Source organism: Streptomyces sp. NPDC001093 (genome assembly GCF_040298985.1).
GTDB lineage: Bacteria > Actinomycetota > Actinomycetes > Streptomycetales > Streptomycetaceae > Streptomyces.
In genome coordinates, this window is the sequence record NZ_JBEPBF010000072.1 from 1 (window position 1) to 23,034 (window position 23,034).

24 protein-coding genes and 1 tRNA gene are annotated in these 23,034 nt (G+C 68.1%); 11 read left to right on the plus strand and 14 right to left on the minus strand.

Going from position 1 to position 23,034, the window contains the following annotated elements; genetic code table 11:
• The first annotated feature begins 202 nt into the window (after window positions 1–202).
• A complete protein-coding gene (locus tag ABT288_RS29575) occupies window positions 203–2,482 on the plus strand; it encodes a transglycosylase domain-containing protein (RefSeq protein WP_351614102.1) in 2,280 nt (759 codons plus the stop codon).
• Between the two features lie 25 nt (window positions 2,483–2,507).
• Here ABT288_RS29575 and sugE read toward each other — a convergent pair whose 3' ends face one another.
• The 3 genes from sugE to ABT288_RS29590 form a co-directional block, all read right to left on the minus strand.
• A complete protein-coding gene (gene sugE, locus ABT288_RS29580; RefSeq protein ID WP_351613972.1) occupies window positions 2,508–2,828 on the minus strand; it encodes a quaternary ammonium compound efflux SMR transporter SugE in 321 nt (106 codons plus the stop codon).
• Between the two features lie 164 nt (window positions 2,829–2,992).
• Window positions 2,993–3,352 (minus strand): GroES family chaperonin, encoded by a 360-nt coding sequence (locus ABT288_RS29585; RefSeq protein ID WP_031159553.1) that lies wholly within the window; start codon window positions 3,350–3,352, stop codon window positions 2,993–2,995.
• A 43-nt stretch (window positions 3,353–3,395) separates the two neighbouring features.
• Window positions 3,396–3,725 carry a DUF3618 domain-containing protein gene (locus tag ABT288_RS29590; RefSeq protein ID WP_351613975.1) on the minus strand — a complete coding sequence of 110 codons (330 nt, stop codon included), beginning with the start codon at window positions 3,723–3,725 and terminating at the stop codon, window positions 3,396–3,398.
• A gap of 93 nt (window positions 3,726–3,818) precedes the next feature.
• On the opposite strand from ABT288_RS29590, the gene bcp reads away from it, so the two are divergent.
• The 4 genes from bcp to ABT288_RS29610 all read left to right on the plus strand — a co-directional run bounded on the left by bcp (window position 3,819) and on the right by ABT288_RS29610 (window position 5,782).
• A complete protein-coding gene (gene bcp / locus ABT288_RS29595) occupies window positions 3,819–4,286 on the plus strand; it encodes a thioredoxin-dependent thiol peroxidase (RefSeq protein WP_351613978.1) in 468 nt (155 codons plus the stop codon).
• A gap of 138 nt (window positions 4,287–4,424) precedes the next feature.
• Window positions 4,425–5,078: an HNH endonuclease signature motif containing protein gene (locus tag ABT288_RS29600; RefSeq protein ID WP_351613980.1), complete on the plus strand. Its 654-nt coding sequence runs from the start codon at window positions 4,425–4,427 to the stop codon at window positions 5,076–5,078.
• Entirely contained in the window at window positions 5,075–5,683 is a 609-nt protein-coding gene (locus tag ABT288_RS29605) for an HNH endonuclease (RefSeq protein ID WP_450857535.1), read from the plus strand. The genes ABT288_RS29600 and ABT288_RS29605 overlap by 4 nt, the downstream gene beginning before the upstream one ends.
• A 14-nt stretch (window positions 5,684–5,697) precedes the next feature.
• Window positions 5,698–5,782 (plus strand) — tRNA-Leu (locus tag ABT288_RS29610).
• A gap of 41 nt (window positions 5,783–5,823) precedes the next feature.
• Here the strand turns inward: ABT288_RS29610 and rdgB are convergent.
• Both rdgB and ABT288_RS29620 read right to left on the minus strand, forming a co-directional pair.
• Window positions 5,824–6,426: an RdgB/HAM1 family non-canonical purine NTP pyrophosphatase gene (rdgB, locus tag ABT288_RS29615; RefSeq protein WP_351613986.1), complete on the minus strand. Its 603-nt coding sequence runs from the start codon at window positions 6,424–6,426 to the stop codon at window positions 5,824–5,826.
• Window positions 6,427–6,471: 45 nt separating this feature from the next.
• On the minus strand, window positions 6,472–7,806 hold the full coding sequence (locus tag ABT288_RS29620) for an SGNH/GDSL hydrolase family protein (RefSeq protein WP_351613989.1): 1,335 nt from the start codon (window positions 7,804–7,806) through the stop codon (window positions 6,472–6,474).
• A 222-nt stretch (window positions 7,807–8,028) separates the two neighbouring features.
• Between ABT288_RS29620 and ABT288_RS29625 the strand changes: the two genes are divergently transcribed.
• Both ABT288_RS29625 and ABT288_RS29630 read left to right on the plus strand, forming a co-directional pair.
• Entirely contained in the window at window positions 8,029–9,345 is a 1,317-nt protein-coding gene (locus ABT288_RS29625) for a DUF445 domain-containing protein (RefSeq protein ID WP_351613991.1), read from the plus strand.
• Window positions 9,346–9,438: 93 nt separating this feature from the next.
• Window positions 9,439–10,968 (plus strand): MFS transporter, encoded by a 1,530-nt coding sequence (locus ABT288_RS29630; protein ID WP_351613994.1) that lies wholly within the window; start codon window positions 9,439–9,441, stop codon window positions 10,966–10,968.
• A gap of 13 nt (window positions 10,969–10,981) precedes the next feature.
• Here ABT288_RS29630 and ABT288_RS29635 read toward each other — a convergent pair whose 3' ends face one another.
• A complete protein-coding gene (locus ABT288_RS29635; RefSeq protein ID WP_351613996.1) occupies window positions 10,982–11,461 on the minus strand; it encodes a hypothetical protein in 480 nt (159 codons plus the stop codon).
• Window positions 11,462–11,668: 207 nt separating this feature from the next.
• Between ABT288_RS29635 and ABT288_RS29640 the strand changes: the two genes are divergently transcribed.
• Entirely contained in the window at window positions 11,669–12,619 is a 951-nt protein-coding gene (locus tag ABT288_RS29640; RefSeq protein ID WP_351613999.1) for a GlxA family transcriptional regulator, read from the plus strand.
• 56 nt (window positions 12,620–12,675) lie between these two features.
• Here the strand turns inward: ABT288_RS29640 and ABT288_RS29645 are convergent, their stop codons facing one another.
• From ABT288_RS29645 to ABT288_RS29665, 5 genes are all read right to left on the minus strand, one after another.
• Entirely contained in the window at window positions 12,676–12,978 is a 303-nt protein-coding gene (locus tag ABT288_RS29645) for a hypothetical protein (protein ID WP_351614001.1), read from the minus strand.
• A 436-nt stretch (window positions 12,979–13,414) separates the two neighbouring features.
• Window positions 13,415–13,696, minus strand: a complete 282-nt coding sequence (locus tag ABT288_RS29650) for a hypothetical protein (protein WP_351614004.1) — start codon at window positions 13,694–13,696, stop codon at window positions 13,415–13,417.
• Window positions 13,697–14,090: 394 nt separating this feature from the next.
• Entirely contained in the window at window positions 14,091–14,558 is a 468-nt protein-coding gene (locus ABT288_RS29655; protein WP_351614006.1) for a hypothetical protein, read from the minus strand.
• A 93-nt stretch (window positions 14,559–14,651) separates the two neighbouring features.
• Window positions 14,652–14,876 (minus strand): DUF397 domain-containing protein, encoded by a 225-nt coding sequence (locus ABT288_RS29660; RefSeq protein ID WP_351614009.1) that lies wholly within the window; start codon window positions 14,874–14,876, stop codon window positions 14,652–14,654.
• 351 nt (window positions 14,877–15,227) lie between these two features.
• Window positions 15,228–15,581 (minus strand): hypothetical protein, encoded by a 354-nt coding sequence (locus tag ABT288_RS29665; RefSeq protein WP_351614011.1) that lies wholly within the window; start codon window positions 15,579–15,581, stop codon window positions 15,228–15,230.
• A gap of 332 nt (window positions 15,582–15,913) precedes the next feature.
• On the opposite strand from ABT288_RS29665, the gene ABT288_RS29670 reads away from it, so the two are divergent.
• The gene (locus ABT288_RS29670) at window positions 15,914–17,185 is read left to right on the plus strand and encodes an NsdA family TPR-like regulatory protein (RefSeq protein ID WP_351614013.1); all 1,272 of its coding nucleotides are present in this window, start codon (window positions 15,914–15,916) and stop codon (window positions 17,183–17,185) included.
• Here the strand turns inward: ABT288_RS29670 and ABT288_RS29675 are convergent.
• Window positions 17,166–17,828 (minus strand): HAD family hydrolase, encoded by a 663-nt coding sequence (locus ABT288_RS29675; protein ID WP_351614103.1) that lies wholly within the window; start codon window positions 17,826–17,828, stop codon window positions 17,166–17,168. The genes ABT288_RS29670 and ABT288_RS29675 overlap by 20 nt on opposite strands.
• Before the next feature lie 190 nt (window positions 17,829–18,018).
• On the opposite strand from ABT288_RS29675, the gene ABT288_RS29680 reads away from it, so the two are divergent.
• Window positions 18,019–19,230, plus strand: a complete 1,212-nt coding sequence (locus ABT288_RS29680) for a GmrSD restriction endonuclease domain-containing protein (RefSeq protein WP_351614015.1) — start codon at window positions 18,019–18,021, stop codon at window positions 19,228–19,230.
• Between the two features lie 8 nt (window positions 19,231–19,238).
• Window positions 19,239–19,856: a HEPN domain-containing protein gene (locus ABT288_RS29685; protein ID WP_351614018.1), complete on the plus strand. Its 618-nt coding sequence runs from the start codon at window positions 19,239–19,241 to the stop codon at window positions 19,854–19,856.
• Window positions 19,857–20,315: 459 nt separating this feature from the next.
• Here the strand turns inward: ABT288_RS29685 and ABT288_RS29690 are convergent, their stop codons facing one another.
• A complete protein-coding gene (locus ABT288_RS29690; protein ID WP_351614021.1) occupies window positions 20,316–21,338 on the minus strand; it encodes a hypothetical protein in 1,023 nt (340 codons plus the stop codon).
• Between the two features lie 70 nt (window positions 21,339–21,408).
• Window positions 21,409–22,884: a glycoside hydrolase gene (locus ABT288_RS29695; RefSeq protein WP_351614024.1), complete on the minus strand. Its 1,476-nt coding sequence runs from the start codon at window positions 22,882–22,884 to the stop codon at window positions 21,409–21,411.
• Window positions 22,885–23,034 lie beyond the last annotated feature (150 nt).

A 23,034-nucleotide genomic window follows, 5' to 3' on the forward strand; every position in this document is an offset into this window, starting at 1 on the left:
CGCGGTGGGCGCCGCCACCCCCGGCCCCCGTAGCGGACCCGGGGGCAAGACCCCCCGGCAGACCCCCGGCACAACCCCCGGCCAGGCCGGCACCGCCCTCGCCGCCTCCCCGGACGGCCCGGCCCCCGCAGGGACCGGCACGGGCAGGAAGCCGAAGCGACCCAAGCGGACCGGGTGGCGGCGGATCATCCCGACCTGGCGCATGGTGCTCGGCACCTTCGTCGTCGGCGTCCTGCTGCTCGTCGGCCTCTTCTTCCTCGGCTACTCCATGGTCAACATCCCGCCGGCCAACGCCCTCGCCACCAAGCAGGCCAACGTCTACCTCTACGCCGACGGCTCCCAGCTCGCCCGCGACGGCCAGATCAACCGGGAGAACGTCAGTCTCGCCCAGGTCTCCAAGGACGCCCAGCACGCCGTACTGGCCGCCGAGGACCGCGACTTCTACTCCGAGTCGGCCATCGACCCCAAGGCGATGCTCCGCGCCGCCTGGAACACGGCGACCGGCAAGGGCAAGCAGTCCGGCTCCACGATCACCCAGCAGTACGTGAAGAACTACTACCTCGGCCAGGAGCAGACGGTCACCCGCAAGGCCAAGGAGTTCTTCATCTCGATCAAACTGGACCGCAACAAGTCCAAGGACGAGATCCTCGAGGGCTACCTCAACACCAGCTACTTCGGCCGCAACGCCTACGGCATCCAGTCCGCCGCCCAGGCCTACTACGGCGTGGACGCCCAGAACCTCGACCCGGCCCGCGCCGCCTACCTCGCCGCGCTCGTCAACGCCCCCAGTGAGTACGACGTCGTGGCCCACCCCGAGAACAAGGCCGCGGCCGTCGCCCGCTGGAACTACGTCCTGGACGGCATGGTCAAGAAGGGCTGGCTCAGCCAGTCCCAGCGCGCCGGGATGACGTTCCCGATGCCGAAGGAGCAGACGGTCTCCACGGGCATGTCCGGCCAGCGCGGCTACCTCGTCGAGGCGGTCAAGCACTACCTGACCACCAACAACATCCTCACCGACGACCAGCTCGCGACCGGCGGCTACCGCATCACCACCACCATCCAGAAGAGCCGGCAGAACGCCTTCGTCAAGGCGGTCAACGACCAGCTGATCGCCAAGCTGGACAAGAAGAACAACAAGGTGGACAGGTACGTCCGCGCGGGCGGCGCCTCCGTCGACCCGAAGACCGGCAAGGTCGTCGCCATGTACGGCGGCATCGACTACGTGAAGCAGTACACCAACGGCGCGACCCGCGGGGACTTCCAGGTCGGCTCCACCTTCAAGCCCTTCGTCTTCACCTCGGCGGTGCAGAACGCCTCGACCACCCAGGACGGCCGCACCATCACCCCGAACACCATGTACGACGGCACCAACGAGCGGCAGGTCGAGGGCTGGAACGGCACGCCCTACAGCCCGCAGAACGAGGACCAGAAGTCGTACGGCCAGATCACCGTCACCAAGGCCACCGACCTGTCCGTGAACGCCGTCTACGCGCAGATGGCCGCCGACGTCGGCCCGTCCAAGGTCAAGCAGACCGCGATCGACCTCGGCGTCCCCTCCGACACCCCGGACCTGTACCCGTCCCCGTCCATCGCCCTCGGCACCGCCACCGCCAGCGTGCTGGACATGGCGGAGTCCTACGCCACGCTCGCCAACCACGGCCGGCACGGCACCTACACCATGATCGAGAAGATCACCAAGGACGGAACGGACACGGTCAAGCTGCCCCAGCAGCCGGTCAAGCAGGCCGTCAGCCGCGAGGCCGCCGACACCACCACCTCCATCCTGCAGAGCGTGGTCGACAGCGGCACCGCCACCGCCGCGCAGGCCGCGGGCCGCCCGGCGGCCGGCAAGACCGGTACCGCCGAGAACGACACCGCCGCCTGGTTCGCCGGTTACACCCCCGACCTGGCCACGGTGGTCTCGGTCATGGGCCAGGACCCGGTGACGGCCAAGCACATGTCGCTGTACGGCGCCCTCGGCCAGCCCCGTATGAACGGCGGCGGCCCGCCCACCGAGATCTGGGCCCAGTACACGGCGGACGCGCTGAAGAACAAGCCCGCCTCCGACTTCGACCTCCAGCTGGAGCAGGGCGCCGACCAGCCGCAGCCGCCCAGCGCCACCGGCTCGGCCCCTCCGGGCACGACCGCCGGCCAGAACACCGGCGGCACCACCGGCACCCCCACCGGCGGCCCGACCACCAGCCCCACCACCGGCGGCACCACCGGCACCCCCACCACCGGAGGCCCGACCACCACCGGCGGCACCGGCACCACCACCGATGGCACCACGACCGGCGGCGGCACGACCAACGGCGGCGGCACGACCACGGGCGGCGCGACCAATGGCGGCGGAACCAACGGCGGCGGCACGACCACAGGCGGCGGAACCAACGGCGGCGGCACGACCACCGGCGGCGGAACCGACGGCGGCGGCACGACAGGCACCGCCGCCGGCGCCGGAGGCGGCGACCCGGCCATCTGACCCCCGGTGACGCCCCCGTGACGTCTCAGTGAGCGCTGGTCGCCTTCAGCCCCACCACGGCGACCAGCAGCAGACACACGAAGAAGATCCGGGCGGCGGTGACCGGCTCACCCAGCACCACCATGCCGAGCACCGCCGCACCGGCCGCCCCGATGCCCACCCACACGCCGTACGCCGTACCGATGGGCAACGACTTCGCGGCGTACGACAGCAGAACCATGCTGGCGACGATCCCGGCGCCCGTGAACACACTGGGCACCAGCCGGGTGAAGCCCTCGCTGTACTTCATCCCGATCGACCAGCCCACCTCCAGCAGACCGGCGACGACAAGCAGAACCCAGGCCATGACAGGCACCTCCGGAAGGAATCTCTGAACGGGGGTGCGTCGTCTTTGCCTGAAGGTCGGGGATCCCGGTACGGCGCGTCTCGTCGGGCTGACGCCTCCGAACATAGCAAAGAAACGACAAAGGGGCCGGTGACCGCGGTCACCAGCCCCATTACCGGAACGACTCAGAGATACAGACCCGTGGAGTCCTCCGACCCCTCGAAACGGTCCGCGGCCACGGCGTGCAGATCCCGCTCGCGCATGAGCACGTACGCCACACCCCGAACCTCGACCTCGGCCCGGTCCTCCGGATCGAACAGAACCCGGTCACCCGGCTCCACGGTCCGTACGTTCTGCCCGACCGCGACCACCTCGGCCCAGGCCAGCCGCCGCCCGACCGCCGCGGTGGCGGGAATCAGAATGCCGCCCCCCGACCGCCGCTCGCCCTCACCGGTCTCCTGCTTGACCAGAACCCGGTCGTGCAGCATCCGGATCGGAAGCTTGTCGTGATGGGGGGTGCTGTGCTGGTTTCTGTTGGCGCTCACGCCTCGAACCTACCTGCCTTCGCCACGCCGGGCCGCGCCCGGGTCAGCCCTTTCGCCGCCGCGAGCCCACGGCCAGCAGCCCCACCACACCGACGGCGAGCAGCGCGACGGGCACCACCCGCTCCAGCCGCACCCCGCCCTCTTCATCGACGAACTGCGCGCGCACCTCACTCACCACCCGGTTGACCTGCACGTACGCCCGCCCGACCGTGTGATCGATATTGGCGACGACCTTGGCCTTGGCGTCCCCGATGATCGTCTGCGGGTGCACCCGCACCCCGATCTCGTCGAGCGTCTCGGCCAGCACTTCGCGGCGGCGCTTGATGTCCGCCTCGATCTGCGCCGGGGTTCTGGTGTCCGACGTGTCCGCCACCGTACGGCCTCCGAAGTCTCCTGATGCTGTTCCGGACAGTCTGTCAGCTTCTCCTCCCGGTGCACCGCAAGGCCCCCCGGTTACCCTGGCCCGATGAGCGAGCGACTCCAGCCGGGGGACGTGGCCCCCGCCTTCACCCTCCCCGACGCCGACGGCAACGAGGTCTCCCTGTCCTCCCACAAGGGCCGCAAGGTCATCGTCTACTTCTACCCGGCCGCCCTGACCCCCGGCTGCACCAAGCAGGCCTGCGACTTCACCGACAACCTGGACGTCCTGGCCTCCGCCGGCTACGACGTGCTCGGCATCAGCCCCGACGCCCCGGAGAAACTGGCGAAGTTCCGCGAGAAGGAGTCCCTGAAGGTCACGCTCCTGGCCGACCCGGACAAGAAGGTCACCGAGGCCTACGGCGCGTACGGCGAGAAGAAGAACTACGGCAAGACCTACATGGGCGTCATCCGCTCCACGATCGTCGTCGACGAGGAGGGCAAGGTCGAACGAGCCCTCTACAACGTCCGCGCCACGGGCCATGTGGCCAAGATCATCAAGGATCTGGGTATCTGAGGCCCTGAGCCTGTTGCCGGCGGCCCGCACCCGGAGGACCGGGTGCGGGCCGCCTTCCCTTTCCGTGCGTGACTGTCCGATAACCGGTGCGTTGCTCCGTACGGGCTGCGAACGCACGCCCGGAACGGAGGGGGCTCGATGGGGGCCAGCGCGTACAGCAAGGAACGGCTGGAGGAAGCGGCTCGCGGGGCGCGGACGTTGTCGGAGGCGTTGGAGAGGTTGGGGGTGGATCCGAGGAGTTCGACGCGGCGCTATGTCCTGGGGCGGATGAAGAAGCTCGGGGTGGATGTCTCCCACTTCGAGAGGGAGGGGGTGAAGTGGACGAGGGAACTGCTTGAGGGGGCCGTGGCTGCCTCCACGAACATGTGCGAGGTGCTGCGCCATCTCGGTCTGGAGGTCGTCGGCGGCCACCACACGCACATCAGCCGCAGGATCAAGGCGTACGGGATCGACACCTCGCACTTCCAGCTGCCGACCCAGCGAGGAAAGCCCTGGCGCGCCCGAACGCCGGAGGTCCTGCTCGTCGAGCAACCGGTCGGCCAGGCCCGGCGCATTCCGAGCGACAGGCTCAAGTGGGCGATGACGGCCGTAGGCGTTCCGGAGCGCTGTGCTCGCTGCGGTACCGAGCCGGAGTGGCGGGGCCGTCCGCTCCCGCTGGAGGTCGATCACATCGACGGGAACTGGCGTGACAACCGGATCGAGAACCTCCGCTTCCTCTGCCCCAACTGCCACTCCACCACGGACAATTACCGAGGGCGCGGCAAGGGCCGTTCTCGGGGCGGCGCCGTATGAGCAGCGGCGTGCAGTACACCCGTGAGCAGTTGGCCGAGGCTGCCGAGCAGTGCGCGAGCATGGATGAGGTCATGGCCCTGCACTCCGGCAGGCCTGGGCACCCCGCGCCCGAGGAGTTGCGCGCGGCGGTCGCCGAGTCGATCTCCATCGCCGAGACACTTCGCCGACTTCGGCGCCCCGACACCGGAACTCAGCGCGCGCTGCTGCGTCAGTGGGTCGCTGAAGAGGGCATCTCGACCGCGCACTTCCTGGGGCAGGCGCACCAACGAGGCAAGACCTGTGCAGACCGCGCCAAGCGCCCCGAGGACGTCCTGGTCAAGCATGACGGTCGGCGTCGGGCACGGACCCATCTGCTGCGCCGCGCGCTCGGCGAGGTGGGCGTACCGGAGCAATGCGATGAGTGCGGCGTTGGCCCCGAGTGGCTCGGGTGGCCCATGACACTGGAAGTCGATCACATCAGCGGCGACTGGAGCGACGACCGACGCGAGAACCTCCGGTTGCTGTGCCCCAACTGCCACGCGACCACAAGCACCTGGTGCAGAGGGGGCGGACGACGAAACGCGCTGCCCCGTACACTGGGCGAGGCAAAACGGCCTCCAGGTTAGATGTCCGTTTTGGGGCGGTCGTGGCGAAATAGGCGATACGCGCGGGTTTTAGGTGCCCGTGGGAGAAATCCCGTGTGGGTTCGAGTCCCACCGACCGCACACGTGAGGGGCCGTCCGTCCAGGCGGCCCCTCCTCCACTCTCAGCCCAACAGCTCCCGAACCACCGGCACCAACGCCCGGAACGCCTTCCCCCGGTGGCTGATGGCGTTCTTCTCCTCCGGGCTCAGCTCGGCGCAGGTCCGGGTGTCGCCCTCCGGCTGGAGGATCGGGTCGTAGCCGAAGCCGTTCGTGCCGGCGGGGGTGTGCCGGAGCACGCCCCTCAGGCGGCCCTCGACCACCCGCTCCCGGCCGTCCGGCAGTGCCAGGGCCGCCGCGCACGCGAAGTGGGCCCCCCGGTGTTCGTCCGTGATGTCGGCGAGCTGGGCCAGGAGGAGCTCCAGGTTGGCCTTGTCGTCGCCGTGGTGGCCGGACCAGCGGGCGGAGAAGATGCCGGGGGCGCCGCCGAGGACGTCGACGCAGAGGCCGGAGTCGTCGGCGACCGCGGGCAGGCCGGTGGCCTGGGCGAGGGCGTGGGCCTTGAGCAGGGCGTTCTCGGCGAAGGTGACACCTGTTTCCTTGACGTCGGGGACGTCGGGGCAGGCGTCGGCGCCGACGAGCTCGTGGGGGAGTCCGGCCTCGGCGAGGATGGCCCTCAGCTCGGTGATCTTTCCAGTGTTGCGGGTGGCGAGGATCAAGCGGGTCATGCCAGTCAGTATCCCGGTCGTCCCGCCGGTGTCCCTCGCCCGTACCTACAGTTCCGCCTGTCCCGCACCCTGGAGTGTGTTCAGGTCGAAGACCGCGGCCATCCTGGCGAAGCCCAGGTCGCTGGGGTGCAGGTGGTCGCCGGAGTCGTAGTCGGGGCGGAGGCGACGGGGGGCGTAAGGGTCGCGCAGGGCCTTGTCGAAGTCGACGACCGCGTCGTAGACCCCGCCGGCCCGGATCTCGGCGTTGACCTGCTGTCGTACCGCCTCGCGGGCCGGGGTCCAGCCGCGGTGGCCCTGGTAGGGCATGAGTGTGGCGCCGACGACCTTCAGGCCGTGGGCGTGGGCTTCGCGGACCAGGGTGCGCAGGCCGGTGATGATCTTGTCGGGGTCGGCGAGGCGGGGGTTGCGGAGGATGTCGTTGACGCCGAGGTCGATGACGACGGCCTTGACGTCCGGGTGTGTGAGGGCGTCGCGGGTGAAGCGGCCGAGGCCGCTCTGGTTCTCGGCGGGCCGGCCGAGTCCGTCGGTGAAGACCTGGTTGCCGCTGATGCCCTCGTTGACGACGCTGTAGCGGGGCACCTGCCGTCCGTTTTCGAGCGCGGTGCGCAGCCGGTCGGCGAGGATGTCGGGCCAGCGGTGGTTGGCGCCGATGGTGGAGGTGACGCCGTCGGTGATGGAGTCGCCGAAGACGACGACGGTGCCGTCGGCTTCGTTGCTGAGGAGGTCCAGGGCCGTCAAGTACCGCCAGTGCGGGGTCTGTTGGGTGTAGGGGGTGCCGGTCGCGTCCTCGGTGGCGTCGCCGTCGGCGACGTAGGAGGTCTGCCGGGCGTGCGGGTGGTAGGTGACGGGGCCGGAGGGGGTGGGGGAGTAGGTGGTGACGAGGACGTCGCTGTCGTGCGGGACGGTGAGGCGTACGGCGTCGCTGACGATCTGTTCGCCGGTGGGTATGACCACGTCGGTGGCGCCGTCGAAGGTGAGGCGGCGCATCGAGTCCGGGTCGGCCGCGGCGGTGCCGTCGCCGGCGGAGAGCGCGATGGTGGCGTGGGTGATGGTGAGGGGTTCGCTGCCGTAGAGGTTGGAGAGCGTGATGCGGGCGCTCGTGCCGCCGGTGCTGGTGTGGACGATGTTGCGCACGGAGCGGCCCGCGAGGCCGTCGGTCTCGGTGCCGGGTTCGCCGCCCACCGGGGAGGCGGACCAGGCGCCGACCCAGGTGCCGGTGGAGGCGGGGGCGACGGAGGAGCCGTGGTGGGGGCGGTCGTCGGTGAGGGTGCCGCGCGGGGTGCCGTCGTCGGCCGCCACGGTGAGGTAGATGGCGGCGGAGAGGGCTACGACCAGCGCGATGAGCGCACTGAGTACGGCATAGCCATGACGCCTGGTCACGGTTGTCTTGCTCTCCTCGGGGAGGGGAGCCCGAGGCTCCGATCTTGATGAGCCCATGATGCGGCATGGGGTGGGGAGAGCTGTCAGGGCCCTGCCCACATCCCTTTTCTGACAGACGCCGGGAACTCTTGTTCCGTTCCGGGAGTCGCTCAGGAAGGGACAATTGTGTGCGGGATCACCGATCGGGATCACCGAGCGGGTGGAGCTGAACGGGTGGAGCCGATGGAACCGACCGAGACGGAAGCAGCGCCGGCGCGGGGTGTGTCGTACAAGACGATGACGGCCTTCACCCCGGCCGACGAGGAGCGCCGGCGCGGGGTGCGGCGCATGAAGGTCACGGCGACCTGTCTGCTGTTGTTCGTGGCGGTGGTCTACGCCCTGGCGAAACTCGCCTCGCAGGAGGGTGCCGGGCCGTGGGCGGGCTATGTGGCGGCGGCCGCCGAGGCGGGCATGGTGGGCGCGCTGGCCGACTGGTTCGCGGTGACGGCGCTGTTCCGGCATCCGCTGGGGCTGCCCATTCCGCACACGGCGATCATCCCGACGAAGAAGGACCAGCTGGGTGTGTCGCTGGGTGAGTTCGTCGGCGAGAACTTCCTGTCCCAGGACGTCGTACGGCAGCGGCTGCGCGCGGTCGGTATCGGCAGCCGGCTCGGGGCGTGGCTGGCGGAGCCGGCGCACGCGGACCGGGTGACGGCGGAGCTGGCGACGGCGCTGCGGGGTGCGCTGACCGTGTTGCGGGACTCCGATGTGCAGGCGGTCGTGGGTGAGGCGATCACCCGGCGGGCGAACATGCAGGAGATCGCTCCGGGGATCGGCAAGATGCTGGAGAAGGTCGTGGCCGACGGCGGGCACCGGCGGGCGGTGGACCTGGTGGTGGCGCGGGCGCACGACTGGCTGGTGCTGCACCGGGACGACGTGATGGTGGCGGTGGAGGGGGGTGCGCCGGGGTGGACGCCGCGGTTCGTGGACCGGAAGGTCGGCGAGCGGGTCTACAAGGAGCTGTTGCGGTTCGTCACCGAGATGCGGGACATGCCGTCCCATCCGGCGCGTGGCGCGCTGGACCGTTTTCTCACCGACTTCGCCTCCGATCTGCAGTCCGACACGGACACCCGGGCGCGGGTGGAGCGGCTCAAGGGGGAGGTGCTGGGCCGGGGTGAGGTGCAGGATCTGATCGCGTCGGCCTGGACGGCCGTACGGTCCATGGTGGTGGCGGCGGCCGAGGACGAGCGGAGCGAGCTGCGGATGCGGGTGCGGCGCGCGCTGCTGTCGCTGGGGGCGCGGATGGCGACCGAGCCGAAGGTGCAGGGGAAGGTGGACAGCTGGGTGGAGGGCGCGGCGGTGCACGTGGTGACGACGTACCGCGCGGAGATCACCTCGCTGATCACGGACACGGTGGCGGGCTGGGACGCCGAGCACACCACCCGGAAGATCGAGGCGCACATCGGCCGCGACCTGCAGTTCATCCGGATCAATGGCACGGTGGTGGGATCACTGGCGGGACTGCTGATCTATGCGGTGACGCGGACGCTGGGCGCCTGAGCGGGGCCGGTTCCGAGTGGCTGCGCGGGTCGGGGGCACCCGTGATGCCGTCCCCGCCCGTGCGGGGGGACGTCCTTCGACGAGAGGGAGCCCATGAGCGCTGCAGCCGAGGCGCCGTCGCCGCGGACGGGCCGCACGATCACCACCGACATCCCCGCCCGGCTGGACCGTCTGCCCTGGTCCCGCTGGCACTGGACGATCGTGATCGGCCTGGGGACGGTCTGGATCCTGGACGGTCTGGAGGTCACGGTCGTCGGCACCATCGCGGGCCGGCTGGCCGAGCCGGGCAGCGGGGTGTCGATCACCTCGGGCCAGATCACCGGAACGGCCGCCGCGCTGTATGTGGCCGGGGCCTGCTCGGGCGCCCTCTTCTGGGGCCGTCTGACCGACCGCTTCGGCCGCAAGCGGCTGTTCATGATCACCCTGGGGGTGTACCTGGCGGCGACGGCCCTCACCGCCGTCTCCTGGGAGGCCTGGTGGTTCTTCCTGTTCCGCTTTCTGACCGGTTTCGGCATCGGTGGTGAGTACGCGGCGATCAACTCGGCGATCGACGAGCTGATCCCGGCCGCCCACCGCGGCCGGGTCGACCTGATCATCAACGGCAGCTTCTGGCTGGGCGCGGTGGGCGGCTCGCTGCTGTCGATCGTGGCGCTCGACACGGACCTGCTGGCCAGGAACGTCGGCTGGCGTCTGACCTTCGCCCTGGGCGCCGTGCTGGCCCTGGTCATCCTCCTGGTACGGCGGCACGTCCCGGAGAGCCCGCGCTGGCTGCTGATCCACGGCAGGGACCGGGAGGCGGAGGAGATCGTCCGTGGCATCGAGCGGCAGATCGAGCAGGAGAAGGGCGAGCGGCTGCCCGAGCCGCGGGGCGAGGCGCTGGAGATCCACCAGCGCGGGAGCGTGACGTTCCGGGAGATCGCCCGCACGGTCTTCGGCCACTACCGCAGGCGGGCCGTTCTCGGCTTCTCCCTCTTCATCGGCCAGGCGTTCCTGTACAACGCGATCACCTTCGGCTTCGGCGCGATCCTGACCAGGTTCTTCAACGTGCCCTCCGGCCACACCGGCTACTACTTCGCGGTGATCGCGGTCGGCAACTTCTGCGGTCCGCTGCTGCTGGGCAGGCTGTTCGACACGGTGGGCCGCCGGGTGATGATCTCCTCGACCTACCTGCTGTCGGGCCTGCTCCTGTTCGGCACGGCGTGGCTGTTCGACCAGGGCTCGCTGAGCGCGGGAACGCTGACCGCCTGCTGGTGCGCGGTCCTGTTCTTCGCCTCGGCGGGCGCCTCCAGCGCGTACCTGACGGTGTCCGAGGTCTTCCCGATGGAAACGCGGGCGATGTCCATCGCCTTCTTCTACGCCCTCGGCACGGCGGCCGGCGGCATCAGCGGCCCCCTGTTGTTCGCCGACCTCACCGGCACGGGCAAGGTCGGCGACACGGTGCTGGCCTTCTCCATCGGCGCGGCCCTGATGTGCGCGGCGGGCCTGGTCGCCGCCGTCCTGGCCGTACGGGCGGAGCGCCGCTCCCTGGAGGACATCGCCCGCCCGCTGACGGCGGTGGCGAGCCGGGCCACGCCGAGCACGCCGAGCACGCCGAGCACGCCGAGTACCCCGAGCACCCCGTAAGGGGGTGAGGCCGTCAGGCCCCTGTCGTGGAGCCGGGCCGCACGATCATCAGGACGGTCACGGTGGCCCACAGCAGGTTGAACATCCCGGTGAACATGGCGAGCCGCGCGGGGTCGGTGCCCCTGCCCTCCACCACCGCGCTCTGGGCGGGCAGCACCAGCGCGGCCAGGACGACGGCGGCGAGAGCGGTCAGCCCGATGGACACGATCAGCCAGCCGCTCTCGAGCACGCCCATCTCGCTCGCGGTGGCGAACCCGAAGACCGGGACGACGACGCCGACGAGGGCGTAGACCCGGCAGATGCGGTGCAGCAGGTGCAGCGTGCCGATGACATCGGGAGCGCCGGTGGCTCCGGGAGCGCCGGTGGCTCCGGGAGTGCCGGGCGCGGCGAGGGCCCGGCGCGCGGCGGGCGGGAACATGCTGGTGGCGACGGTCACGGGGCCTACGGCGACGATGGCGGCGAGGACGTGGACGGCGAGGAGGAACTTGGTCACGCGGTGACGGTAGGCGGCGGCCGGATCTTGCAGAAGTGGCGGAAGTGCCATGATCCAACGGATTCCCGCCACGCGGAGGGAGCTGGGGAGTGGAGCAGGGGAGTGGAGCAGGGGTGTCCGCTGTTACGGTGCCGGCGGGCTGATCGGCGCTGATGGGCATTGGTGGGCGGCGTTGGCGGTAATCCGTCGTAGCCATAGGATCCCGCCATGCACACCGTGGCCGTACTGGCGCTGGACGGAGTCATCCCCTTCGACCTCTCCGCCCCCATCGACACCTTCGGCTGGGCGCGGCTGCCCGACGGCCGGGTGCCGTACCGGGTGCGGGTGTGTGCGGTGCGGGGGGAGGTGAGCGCGGGGGCCTTCACGGTGCGGGCGCCGTACGGCCTTCAGGCGCTGGCGGAGGCGGACACGATCATCCTGCCGGGTGTGGCGGAACCGCCGGAGGAGCTGCCGCCGGGCGTGACCGAGGCACTGCGCGCGGCGGCCGCGAACGGCACCCGGATCGCCTCGATCTGCGTGGGCGCGTTCCTCTTCGCGGCGACGGGCCTGCTGGACGGCCTGCGCGCGACGACGCACTGGTACGCGGCGGGGGAACTGGCGGCGCGGCACCCGGAGGTGACGGTCGACCCGAACGTCCTGTACGTCGACAACGGCCAGTTCCTGACGTCGGCGGGCGCGGCGGCGGCGCTGGACATGTGTCTGCACATGATCCGCAAGGACTTCGGCTCGGCGGTCGCCGCGCACGCGGCGCGGATGTCGGTGATGCCGCTGGAACGGGAGGGCGGCCAGGCTCAGTTCATCGTCCACGACCTGCCCCCGGCGCCGTCGGGTGCCACCTTGGAGCCGCTGCTGCACTGGCTGGAGGACCACTGCGACCGCGACATGACGGTGGACGAGATCGCGGCCCGGGCGGGCATGAGCACCCGCACCCTCAACCGCCGCTTCCGCGAGCAGACCGGCACGACGCCGTTGCAGTGGCTGCACCGGGCGCGGGTACGGCGGGCGCAGCATCTGCTGGAGACGACGCCGTACCCGGTGGAACGGATCGCCACGCAGACGGGCTTCGGCTCGCCGACGGCCTTCCGGGAGCGGTTCCGGAGGGTGGTGGGGACGAGCCCGCAGGCGTACCGGAGGGCGTTCAGGGCGGGGGCGGTGTAGAGGGGGACGGGGGTGCCGGCCGGGATGCTCCGCCCGGGCCTGCCGCCGGGGTCGGCTCAGGCCTTGCGGTCGGCGACGGCCCAGGAGGCGAGGGCGACGGCACCGGCGACACCGAGGACGGACGGCCAGGCGCCGACCTTCTTCGCGAGCGGGTGCGAGCCGGCGAACGCGGCGACGTAGGCGGCGCTCAGCGCACCGGCGGCCTTCCCGCCGGCCTGCCGGCGCCACTGCTGAGCGGCGGTGACCCCGGCGACGGCCAGCACGGCCCCACCGAGCTGCCGCTTCTTGGTCCACCGGGCCACGCCATACCCACCGACAAGCCCGGTGGCGGCCACCACTGCACTGGGAACCCTCGCCACAACTGCCTCCTCTTGCTCCGCTTTTGTGCGATGTCCGGCCTGAGGCTAACGCGCAGCCGATCATGCTCTCCTCACCTGAGTCGGATCTTGTCAAGTCTCCGGCGGAGAGTTCTGTCCCCACAGCCGTACGCACGGCACAGCACGACTGAAGCCCCCCACGGAACTCGCCGTCGTCATGGGGGGCTTGGTCGGGTGCTCTGTCTCTCACGGGGATGCGGGTGTCTGCGGCACCCGCGGGTCAACGCGGCTCACCGTGACCGCAGAGCGCCGTGCCGGACACGGTCGGGGCGTGGCGACCTCGCACGCATCCACACGTTGCAAGGCCGCCACGCATCTCCCGTGCCGTCGGCGGGCGAGCCGGCCGGCCCACCGGAAGCTGGCCGGCCGCCGCTTTCCGCCGTCAAGGGGGGTACTGAACCGCCCTCTTGGAAGGCGCTTAGAAGGCGCTGTTGCTGCAGCCCATCGTCGACCCGATGTGGGTGTCCTGCGCGCCCGGGTCGCCCTCGCCGTTGAGCGCGTTGCCCAGCACGCCGTTGAGGATCCCGACCTCACCGAGGACGTCGACATTGAGGTCGTGCGACTTGCAGTTGGAGCTCTGCAGGACGCTGCTGCCCCCGCCGCCCCCGCCCTGGCCGCCGGCGTAGGCGGTGCCAGAGGCCAGAAGTCCGACGCTCCCGAGAGCGGCGACCAGGACGGCAGCCTTGTGAAGCTTGTGCATTTCATCTCCATCGCGTGTGGTGGATACGATCTGTGACAGATCGACTTCCGTCAGTGACGGAGATTATGTGCAAATCCGCCAAGGCGAACGACGACGCGCCGGGGCGGTGACCGCGTAGAGTAATCGACGCATTACGAACCGGCATCCCGCGGCCGCGACCGAGACCCCGATTCCCCGGTCCGCGCCCTCAAGCTGACCCACCGTCACCTCCGTCACCGCCAGGGGCAACGCACGTCGAACAACCCACCGCGCACTCCCCACCACCGCCTTTGGCCCACCCCGGGTACCCGAGGCAACGAACCTGCTCTTGACCCGGCTCGCGGAGGCACGACGCTGCCCAGGCAGCGGGCGGCCCTACGGCAACGCGTCGCGAACGGCACGTCCGACCCGCTGATCACCCAACGGGGCAGGTCAGCTCGGGCTTGGACCGGTTCGGAGAACACGTCACCACGGCAAGCGACAGGTACGAGGGGCGCTCGAGATAGAACCCGAGCGATACGTCACTACCCGAACTCAACTTCTCAGCCGCCGAGTTGACCAGCGCAGCGAGATCGAGGAGGTCACGCTCCCGGCCAGAGGCGAACCGGCCCGCGTACGCGGCCACGCACGCCCCGATCCAGGTGGCGGCGCCCTTCGCCTCATCCCACGTGTCACGCACCAAGGAAGACGGTTTGACGAGCCAGTACGCCGTCTCCAGCGGAGGGAGATCCACGGTCGGGAACTCCGCTGCGACCTCCCGATAGCGCTGGATCAACTCGGGCTTGCTGCCGCCCGGCGGCGGCTCGGGATACGGAGGCCGCCGGAGTGCCTCCTGGTCGAAACGCTCTTTCGTCCCGACCCATAGATAGCCGTGGTAGTGCACCAGTCGTTCCTGTCGGGTGTCGGAGACGAGAGGGACCGGCCCCGGCACCGGCCTCCGCACGGGTGCCGGGACAGCCGGGACCGGCCAGGGGCATCAGACGCGCAGCCCGAACCTCGCCGGATCGATGCCGGCCACCGCCAATTCCTCCGTGGTGAACCGCAACGGCTCCGCATCCGGCCGCTTGCTGTCACCCAGCGCCCAGGCGTCGTCGCCGATCCGGGCGAGCGTCACGCATCCCTCCGTACAGGGACCTCCGCAGGCCTTCACGAACGAAGCCCCGCTGATGTCGAGCCCATACAGCTTGTTTCCGTCCAACATCACTGCACCTTCCTGCTCAACTGATCGCGGCCATGACTGACCGCCTCCGCCCTGGAGGGCGGGAGTTCATGGGGGGAGACAGATGTCTCAGCGTCCGGAGCCCTTACCGCGCCCGCCACACCACCGGCACTGACACGGCGGCCACTCGGCAGTGATCAGGGGTGGTAGGTCATCTGTGGCGAATACCGCACGCTCGGGACCCCAGGTATTCCCGGAGTCCTCTGACACACGAATGGTCATGAGCGGGCGGTCGGCAAGGAGCCGGAGACGGACCGCCTTGGCTTCAGAGTCAGCGGGCATCGTCATGTCCTTAGCTACCTGCTCACCTTTGTGTTTCCTGCACGTAAGGGATCAGGCCTTGGCACACGCGGCGGCCAGCCGGGAGCGCCCCAACTCCACGAGAGGGATGATCGATCGGGGTGCGCACAGGTCGCCTTCGAAGCGCGGAGGAATGACCCAGTACGTGCCCGGTGGCTGTTGTTGGTCGAGTCGAGGTACTCCGAGGTACGTGCCCTCGCCTAGACACGTGGCGATGTCGTCGTACGCCCAGACCAGACCAGCGTGCGCCTGAATCAAGGCGTAGTACGTCCCGCCCAGGGCGCGACGGTCGTAGATGATCGAGCCTCCCAGCGACACACCAAGAGCGGGCGCCACATGGTCGGGGTCACTGGAACCCACAGCGGCGTGCACTACGTCTCTGGGCATGCGTACGGCAGCGAACCGAACGCCCAGAGGTAGTAACGCGACGCCTTGAGCCGCCCACTCCGTCCGCGCCTGCTCGGGTGTCGGGTGAGTACGGGCGAGCCACTCGCCAACCGCTCTGTCCACGGCCTCTTGCGTATCCAATGGACCATCCCCAGTGCTGAGTCCCGTCGAGTACGTGCCAAGCGTCCAGTAACGCCACGACGCAATCGAGGACTTAAGGAGGTCATAGGTAGGACGCCAACAGGGCCTTCATCGACTCTTGTGGGGGAAACTGCGCCCAATAGAGGACGGGATGTGGGAGCGTTGAAGGAGTCGCAGCAGGAGGTGACCACGTGCCCAGGCCCACCGGCAACGTTCGACTCAAGGCCGCTCGAGTAGCCGCCGGCTTCAACTCCCAGCAGGACTTGGCAGAGGCTCTGACCCGGCATGCCGAGGGTATGGGCCTTCGAGGGCTCTCGATCGGGGTACGACAAGTTCGCCGCTGGGAGTCGGACAGTCCGCCCTGGCCACAACCGGACTGCCAGCGGGTGCTCGTTCACCTGCTGGGCCAAAGCATGGAGGCACTTGGATTCACGCCTCCATGGGGCTCGGACGGTTCGCAGCGCACGGAGCCCACGCGACGCGCCGTCGTTGGCGGGGGCGCGGCCGCTGTGGCATCCCTGCCTCGCCGAGCCGCCGCGGCGCCGCAGCCCTCAACGGCAGGTACCGACTTCCAGGCGGTCACTCGGTCTCACCGGAGGCTCTACTGGTCTGTCGCCCCGCCACAACTCCACCCTGCTGTCGTCGCTCATGCGCGACTGGGTTGCGCATTGCTCCCCGATACCTCGGACTCGACGCGTCGAACGGTCGCGGCGGCGCTGGCGGAGACCTACCTCCTGGCGGGTCGGATCGAATTCTTCGACCTCCGCGAACCAAGTGCCGCCGACGCCACCCTGCTCCTAGCGCTGCAAGCCGCAGGCGAGGCCGATGAGCCGCTGCTCGGCTCAGCAATCCTCGCGCACATGGCGTTCATCCCCGGCTGGGTGGCGGACCGTGACGGAGCACTGGAGCGGATGACAGCGGCCCGTACCTATGCCCGGCGCGCCTCGGCATCAGCCGAATTCCTCGCCTGGCTCGACGCGGTGGAAGCTGAATGCGAAACCAGGTGCGGCAATACGCGCACCGCTCTGCACCTCATCGGACACGCTGAGGACGCCCTGGCGGCTGGCAACGAACACGCCTCGCCGGAATGGATGGACTGGTTCTCCCCGGCCCGCTTGGCTGCCTTCAAGGGAAACACGCAGATGATCGCGGGCCACCTCCCGCAGGCCCGCGAGAGCCTGCTTCAGGCACTGGCCGCGATGACACCGGCCGAGGACAAGCAGCGCTCCGTGATCTATAGCGACTTGGCCGCGGTGGAAGCGGCCTCACGCGATCCGGAGCAGGCCTGCGAGTACGCCGGTAAGGCTTTGGATCAGCTGGCCATCACCTGGTACGCCACTGGCATGGACCGAGTGCGTGAGGTCCGCCGCGCGCTGGCGCCCTACCAACACGAGCGCTGTGTACGTGACCTCGACGACAGGCTGTACGACTGGTCGACGACGCTCAGCGTGCTGAGTCGTTGAACTCGCCGATCAGCACCGGCAGTTCCAGCAGGCTCTCTACCCGCAAGGTAGGAAGCTCTCTGGCCTGCGGGGAGTCCCACTGAATCGTGGCCCAAGGCCCGCGATGCACGAGCGCCGTATGCATGCCTGCTTCACGCGCCGGGCGGATGTCGTTGTCGCAGCGATCCCCGACGTAAAGGATCTCGCCGACCTCAAATGGCACGACTGCGGCAACCCGCTTGAAGAACTCGAGATCAGGTTTGCTGGCTCCCCAGTCGTCCGAGGTGCCGATCAGATCCACATCGTCTGAGAACAGCTCTCGCAAGATGCGCCCTGCCCGGACCGTCTGGTTCCCAGCGATACCAAGCCACACTCCGTCAGCCCGGAGCCGCGCGAGGGCGGGGCGGACATCGGCGTACAGATCCTCTTCCCCGAAGGTCTCCGGCTGCCCTGCGGCGGCCCGCTTCTCCCGCTCCTTGTAGAGATCGAACCCAGGCCGGAACTCCTGAAAGACCTCCCGGTAGTCCCGCCCCTGAGCGATCACAGCCCCGAACATGGCGTGGAACGTGTGCCGAGGCACCTCCAGCCAGTCGGCCCAGGTCCCGTACTCCCGGGTCTCGTCTACCAGGCACTCACCTACGTCGAAGACGACTGCGCGAATCATGGGGGCAGGGTAGCCGTACTTGCTCGCCACCTAGGGAGCATATGACGTTAATCGGGCATATCGATCGTGATGTCTGTGTCTCTGAGGCAAAAGTTCCTGCAGGTACCGATCCGCGATCTAGTCTGTAGAGCCAGACCAGTTGACAATCCTGAAGTGTCTTCGGGCTCGGAACTATGAGGTGGGGAGCGGCGTGGCCAACGACGACGGGTTCGACTGGGACGACGTAGATGGCGAAGAAGAGGACACCGCTGCGGCTGTCACCTCTGAAGAAGTCACACGGGCCGTGGTCACAGACACAGACTGGACAGCTGAGACTATTCTGAGTCAGCTCAGGCGTGGCAACATTCAGCTTAATCCTCGATTTCAGCGGCGGGACGCTTGGAATAAGCCCAGGAAGAGTCGTTTTATTGAGTCTCTAGTCCTCGGTCTGCCGATTCCTCAGATTGTCCTCGCGGAGGACAAGAACCGTCGAGGCAAGTTCATTGTGCTTGATGGAAAGCAGCGACTTCTGGCGTTGAGGCAGTTTGCGGCCGGTTCATCCTTTGCGGCGTCGGCGGAGGAGGAGAACTTCAGGGGATTCTCGCTCACTGGACTTGAGGTTCGCGAAGACCTCAGACTTGTCACTCTCAAGAAGATGGAGACTGATGACAGTTACGTAGACGACCTTAACTCGCTACTCAACGAGACCATTCGAACCGTCGTCGTTCGTCGCTGGCCCAATGAGGACTTCCTTAACCTTGTATTCCTCCGCCTGAACACCGGCAGCGTAAAACTGTCCCCGCAGGAACTTCGTCAAGCTCTTCACCCCGGACCGTTTACGGACTTCTTGGACGACTGTGCATCGGACAGTGAGTGGCTTCGTGCTGCCCTCCGTATCGACAAGCCGGACTTTCGTATGAGGGATGTCGAGGTGCTCCTGCGGTACTTCGGGTTCCAGTTCACCCTTGATGAGTACACCGGTAACCTCAAGAAATTCCTTGACGACACCGTTAACGTCCTCAACGCCCAGTGGTTGAAGGAAGAGGACCGAATCAAGCAAGTAGGGGAGAACTGCAACAGGTCTATTGAGACAACATTCAAAGTGTTCGGTGATAACTCCTTCTATCGCTGGGCTAGCGGAAAGTATGAAGGGCGTTTCAACCGGGCTGTGTTTGACGTCATGACCTACTACTTCTCCGACGCGAATGTGCGATCTGCGGCGGTCTCACGTGCGGAGATGGTGGAATGGGCGTTTCGCAATCTTTGCGATACCAATCAGCGATTCGTCGAGTCGATTCAAACAACAACCAAGACACCACTTGCTACGCATCGGCGCCTTTCCCTCTGGGGTGAAGCGCTTGGCGAGGCTATCGGGGCTAAACTGCGTGTGCCAGAGCTGCGCGACAATCGGCTTATACCGTAGAGGGCGAGATGGCGTCTTCGCGATATCAGGAGCTGGCGAAGCGGATAGAGGAGCTTCGCCAATGCTTTCTACCGAAGGAATTTGACCCAACCGGCTCATATGAAGAGTCAGTGTATGAGCATACGCGAGCATTTAGGGTTCTGGCGCATGCTGAATTTGAATCCTTTATAGAGGATCGCGTGATTGAAGTCGTCGACGAGGCCGTGTTGAAGTGGAAGGCTGCTGGATCAATATCCTCGAGCCTGTTGGCGATTGTCGCATATCGGGAGTCCGCACCTGCCATACCTGAGTCTTTAAGTGAAGCTGCTGCCAAGCCTGCTAAGTTTCCATCGCTGGAGGCGCGAGTAGACGCGGCTCGGACTGATCTGCATCGCTACGCGAGAAACCAGAATCATGGAATAAAGGAGAAGAACCTCCTTCGCTTGCTTCTCCCGATTGGTGTGCAGGAGATGGATATTGATTCCGCCTGGTTGAGTGCGACAGAGACTTGGGCCACTGCCAGGGGAGATGCTGCACATAAGGGTGCAAAGATGCAAGTAAAGCCCGACCCGCAAAATGAAATTAAGGTTGTAAATCTGGTTCTTGAAGGATTCCGCGACCTCGATGAGCAGATGGCCGAGAAGTAAGAAACTGTCTCGACAGGCCGTGTTTGCCTGCCCTAGGGATGATATGTGGGAGTGGTGGTTTCCGTGGCTTTGATTAAGAAGTTTGAGTCTGTCCCCGCTGACGTGCAAAGACTGCATGGTCCGGTAACTTGCGGATTTCGATCGTTCGTTGTGGACGGTCGGCGTGTACTGCAATTGGATACTTATGGGTCGACTGAGCGGCAGATTCCCAACAAGGTCAGTCAGAGTGTCCAGCTAGACGTTGATGGCGCCCGCAAGCTGATTGAGATCATCGAAAGAGCGTTTCCTGATCTCGCTCGCTAAGCCGCAAGTGCGCGGCTCCGCAGCCGAGTAGAGGCGTGGGGCCTTGCGTATCTACATTGTGATTGGGTGAGCCTGAGCGAGGGCCGGACTCGGGCGGGGCGGGCGCAATAACTCACCCCACCCTGTCAGGCCCGTCAGCGCTAGCGAATCAGGTACTCATACGCCATCCCCATGGCAGCCTCCGTAAGTTCGTCCGGAGGCACACCAACACTCCGCCCCCCGCACCGGCGGCCAGGCAACCGCCCGCCCCCGCGCCGCCAGCGTCGTCGCATACTGCGGCAGGAGCGCGGCGTCCGCCGGGGACGAGCCCTCCGACGCCGCGAAGGCCTCGTAGGACGGGACCGTGCCCGTGACGATGCCGAGGTTTCCCGTGCCCGAGGCGGACAGCTCGCGCAGGGACGACTCTATGGTCGCGAGGTGGGTCTCGTGGGACGGGTACTCCACGGCCAGGGTCGGGTAGGCCGACAGGAGTTCCGTCAGCTCCCCCGCCGGCCAGTGGAGGACCGCCACCGGGAAGGGGCGGGAGAGGGCCTCCCTGTAGGCGCCGAGTTCGGCTTGCAGGCGGGTGATTTCCGCCTGGAGTTCCGCCGGGTTCTCCGAGCCCAGGGACCAGACGCGCTTCGGGTCGTGGAGTTCGTCCAGGGACACGGGGGACGTGTGGAGGGTGTCCGCCAGGGTGTCCCAGGTGTCGTGGGGCAGGCCCAGCATGCGGCGGACGCGGTGGCGGCCGTAGAGGAGGGGGTGGGTGGCGGGTGCGGGTTCCGTGTCGTCCCCCTCCGGCAGGAGCAGGCTCGCCCCCTCCGTGAAGGTCTCCGCCGCCGTCTCCAGCTCGTCGTGTGACTCCAGGGACTCCGCGATGATCAACCAGGGGGCCGGGTCGCGTGGGGCGGCCACGCGGATGCCCTCGATGATCGCCCTCGCCTCCGCCTCGTGGCCGTACTCCCAGAGGTTCGACGCCTTCAGGGCGCGGACCAGGGCGGGGTTCTCCAGGCCGTCGTCGGCGGACAGCAGGCGGTCGTAGAGCGCGGTGGCCGCGGGGCGGTCGCCGGACAGTTCCAGGTGGGCCGCCGCCCGCAGCAGCAGGGCCTCGGCGTCCTCGGGATACAGTCCGGCGGTCCGCTCCAGGCGTGCCGCCTCGGCGGTGTGGTCGACGTTCTCGGCAGGCGTGTCGGGGCGCATGGGGGACACCGTACTGCCGAGCGGTGACAGGAGGGAGTAAGGCCAGTTCATCGGCTTCCCTCCGCTCTCCCTACGCCGTCACTCCGTCCACTTGAAGCGTCTGGATCGACTTCGCCGCGAAGGGGACCGACAGGGTCTTGCCGGAGAGGTAGGTGTCGGAGTGCGGGGTGTAGAGGTCCGCTCCGCCCGTCGTCACCGTGTTCCAGCGGGGGACCAGGCCTCCCGAGCCGCCGGTCACCGAGGAGAAGCGGGACAGGTCGAAGGTCAGGGTCTGGGCCGAGGAGGAGGTGTTCGCCGCCACGATGACCAGGCGTTTCGTCTGTCTGTCCAGGGCCGCCGCCGCGTAGCTCGCTCCCGTGTCCAGGATCGTCATCCCGGGGCGGATGTGGCGGGTGAACTGTGCCAGTACGTAGTACTTCGTCTGGACCGCGCCCGGCTGCAGGGTGCTCGCGTCGTACGCGATCGTCGCCCAGCCGGCGCTCGGGTCCATCACCTGCCAGTAGACCCAGGCCGTGGGGTGCAGCCAGCGGAAGTCGTAGAGGAGGTTGCCGGCCAGGGTCAGGCCCGTGGCGTCGGCGTCTCCCGTCTCCGAGTTCCACAGGGCCTTGCCCGCCGTCGTCACCACGTCCGTGTAGAGCAGGTCGCGGCGGCCGCCCGAGCCCTGGTAGCCGTGCACGTTCACCCGGTCCACCCAGCCCTTCGTCGTCGACGAGAAGGAGTTCCAGGTGGTGCGGGCCAGGTCGTAACTCGTCTCGTCCGACGCCGAGATCTTCGTCGCCGTCAGGCCTCGTTTGTTCAACTCGCTGCGGAGATGGGGCAGTACGGCCGCCTGGACCGTCGCGTCCATGTGGCAGCCCTCCTGGGTGCCCGTCGCCGTCCACCAGGAGGAGGACGGTTCGTTGAAGGCCTCCACCGTCGTGAAGGTCACGCCCCAGTTCTGTTGCGCGTACAGGGCCACCGACGCCAGGTGGGAGGCGTGCTGGCGGTAGTTCCAGGACTGGAGGTTGTTGCCGCCGTCCGAGGCGCCCGAGGGGTTGTGGTTCAGGCACATCCACCACATGGGGGAGTTGGCGAAGAGCTCGCTGATGGCGCCTCGTCGGGTCGCCTTCTGCAGCATCGCGCGCTGCTTCGCGTCCGCCGTCCACTTCCAGGACGAGGACGTCGGGTCCTCGTTCGTCCAGTCCTGCCAGTAGCCCTCGATCTGCTTGAAGGACGGGATGTCGGGGGAGGCGGTCATCGACTCGCCGCCGACGCTGTTCCAGCTGCAGGCGCCCAGGTTGTAGCGGGCTATGTTCAGGCCCAGGCCGGGGAGTGACGTCCCGTTGTACGTCGTCGTCCTCGTCGTGAAGAAGATGTCGGCGAAGTCGTCCCTCGCTCCGAAGACGTTCGCCCACCAGGCCAGCGAGGTGCCCCAGCCCTCCCAAGTCCCGTAGGTGACCGACGGGTCGATGGTCGTCGTCGCGTCCGCCCGGGCCGTGCCCGTGGCCAGGGCGCTGCCCAGGGCGGCGCCGCCCGCCGCGGCCAGCAGTGTTCTGCGTCGGATCATCGCTGTCTCCGCCCTCTTCTGTTGCGGCTCCGGCAGCAGGAAGCATCGGGGGTGGCGGGTGGGGCTGTCGAGGGTTCTGACAGTGGTTTCTAAAACCGGTTGAGGAAGCCGCAGGGCGCGCGCCGGGGGAGTCTGCCGGAGAGGCTGGTT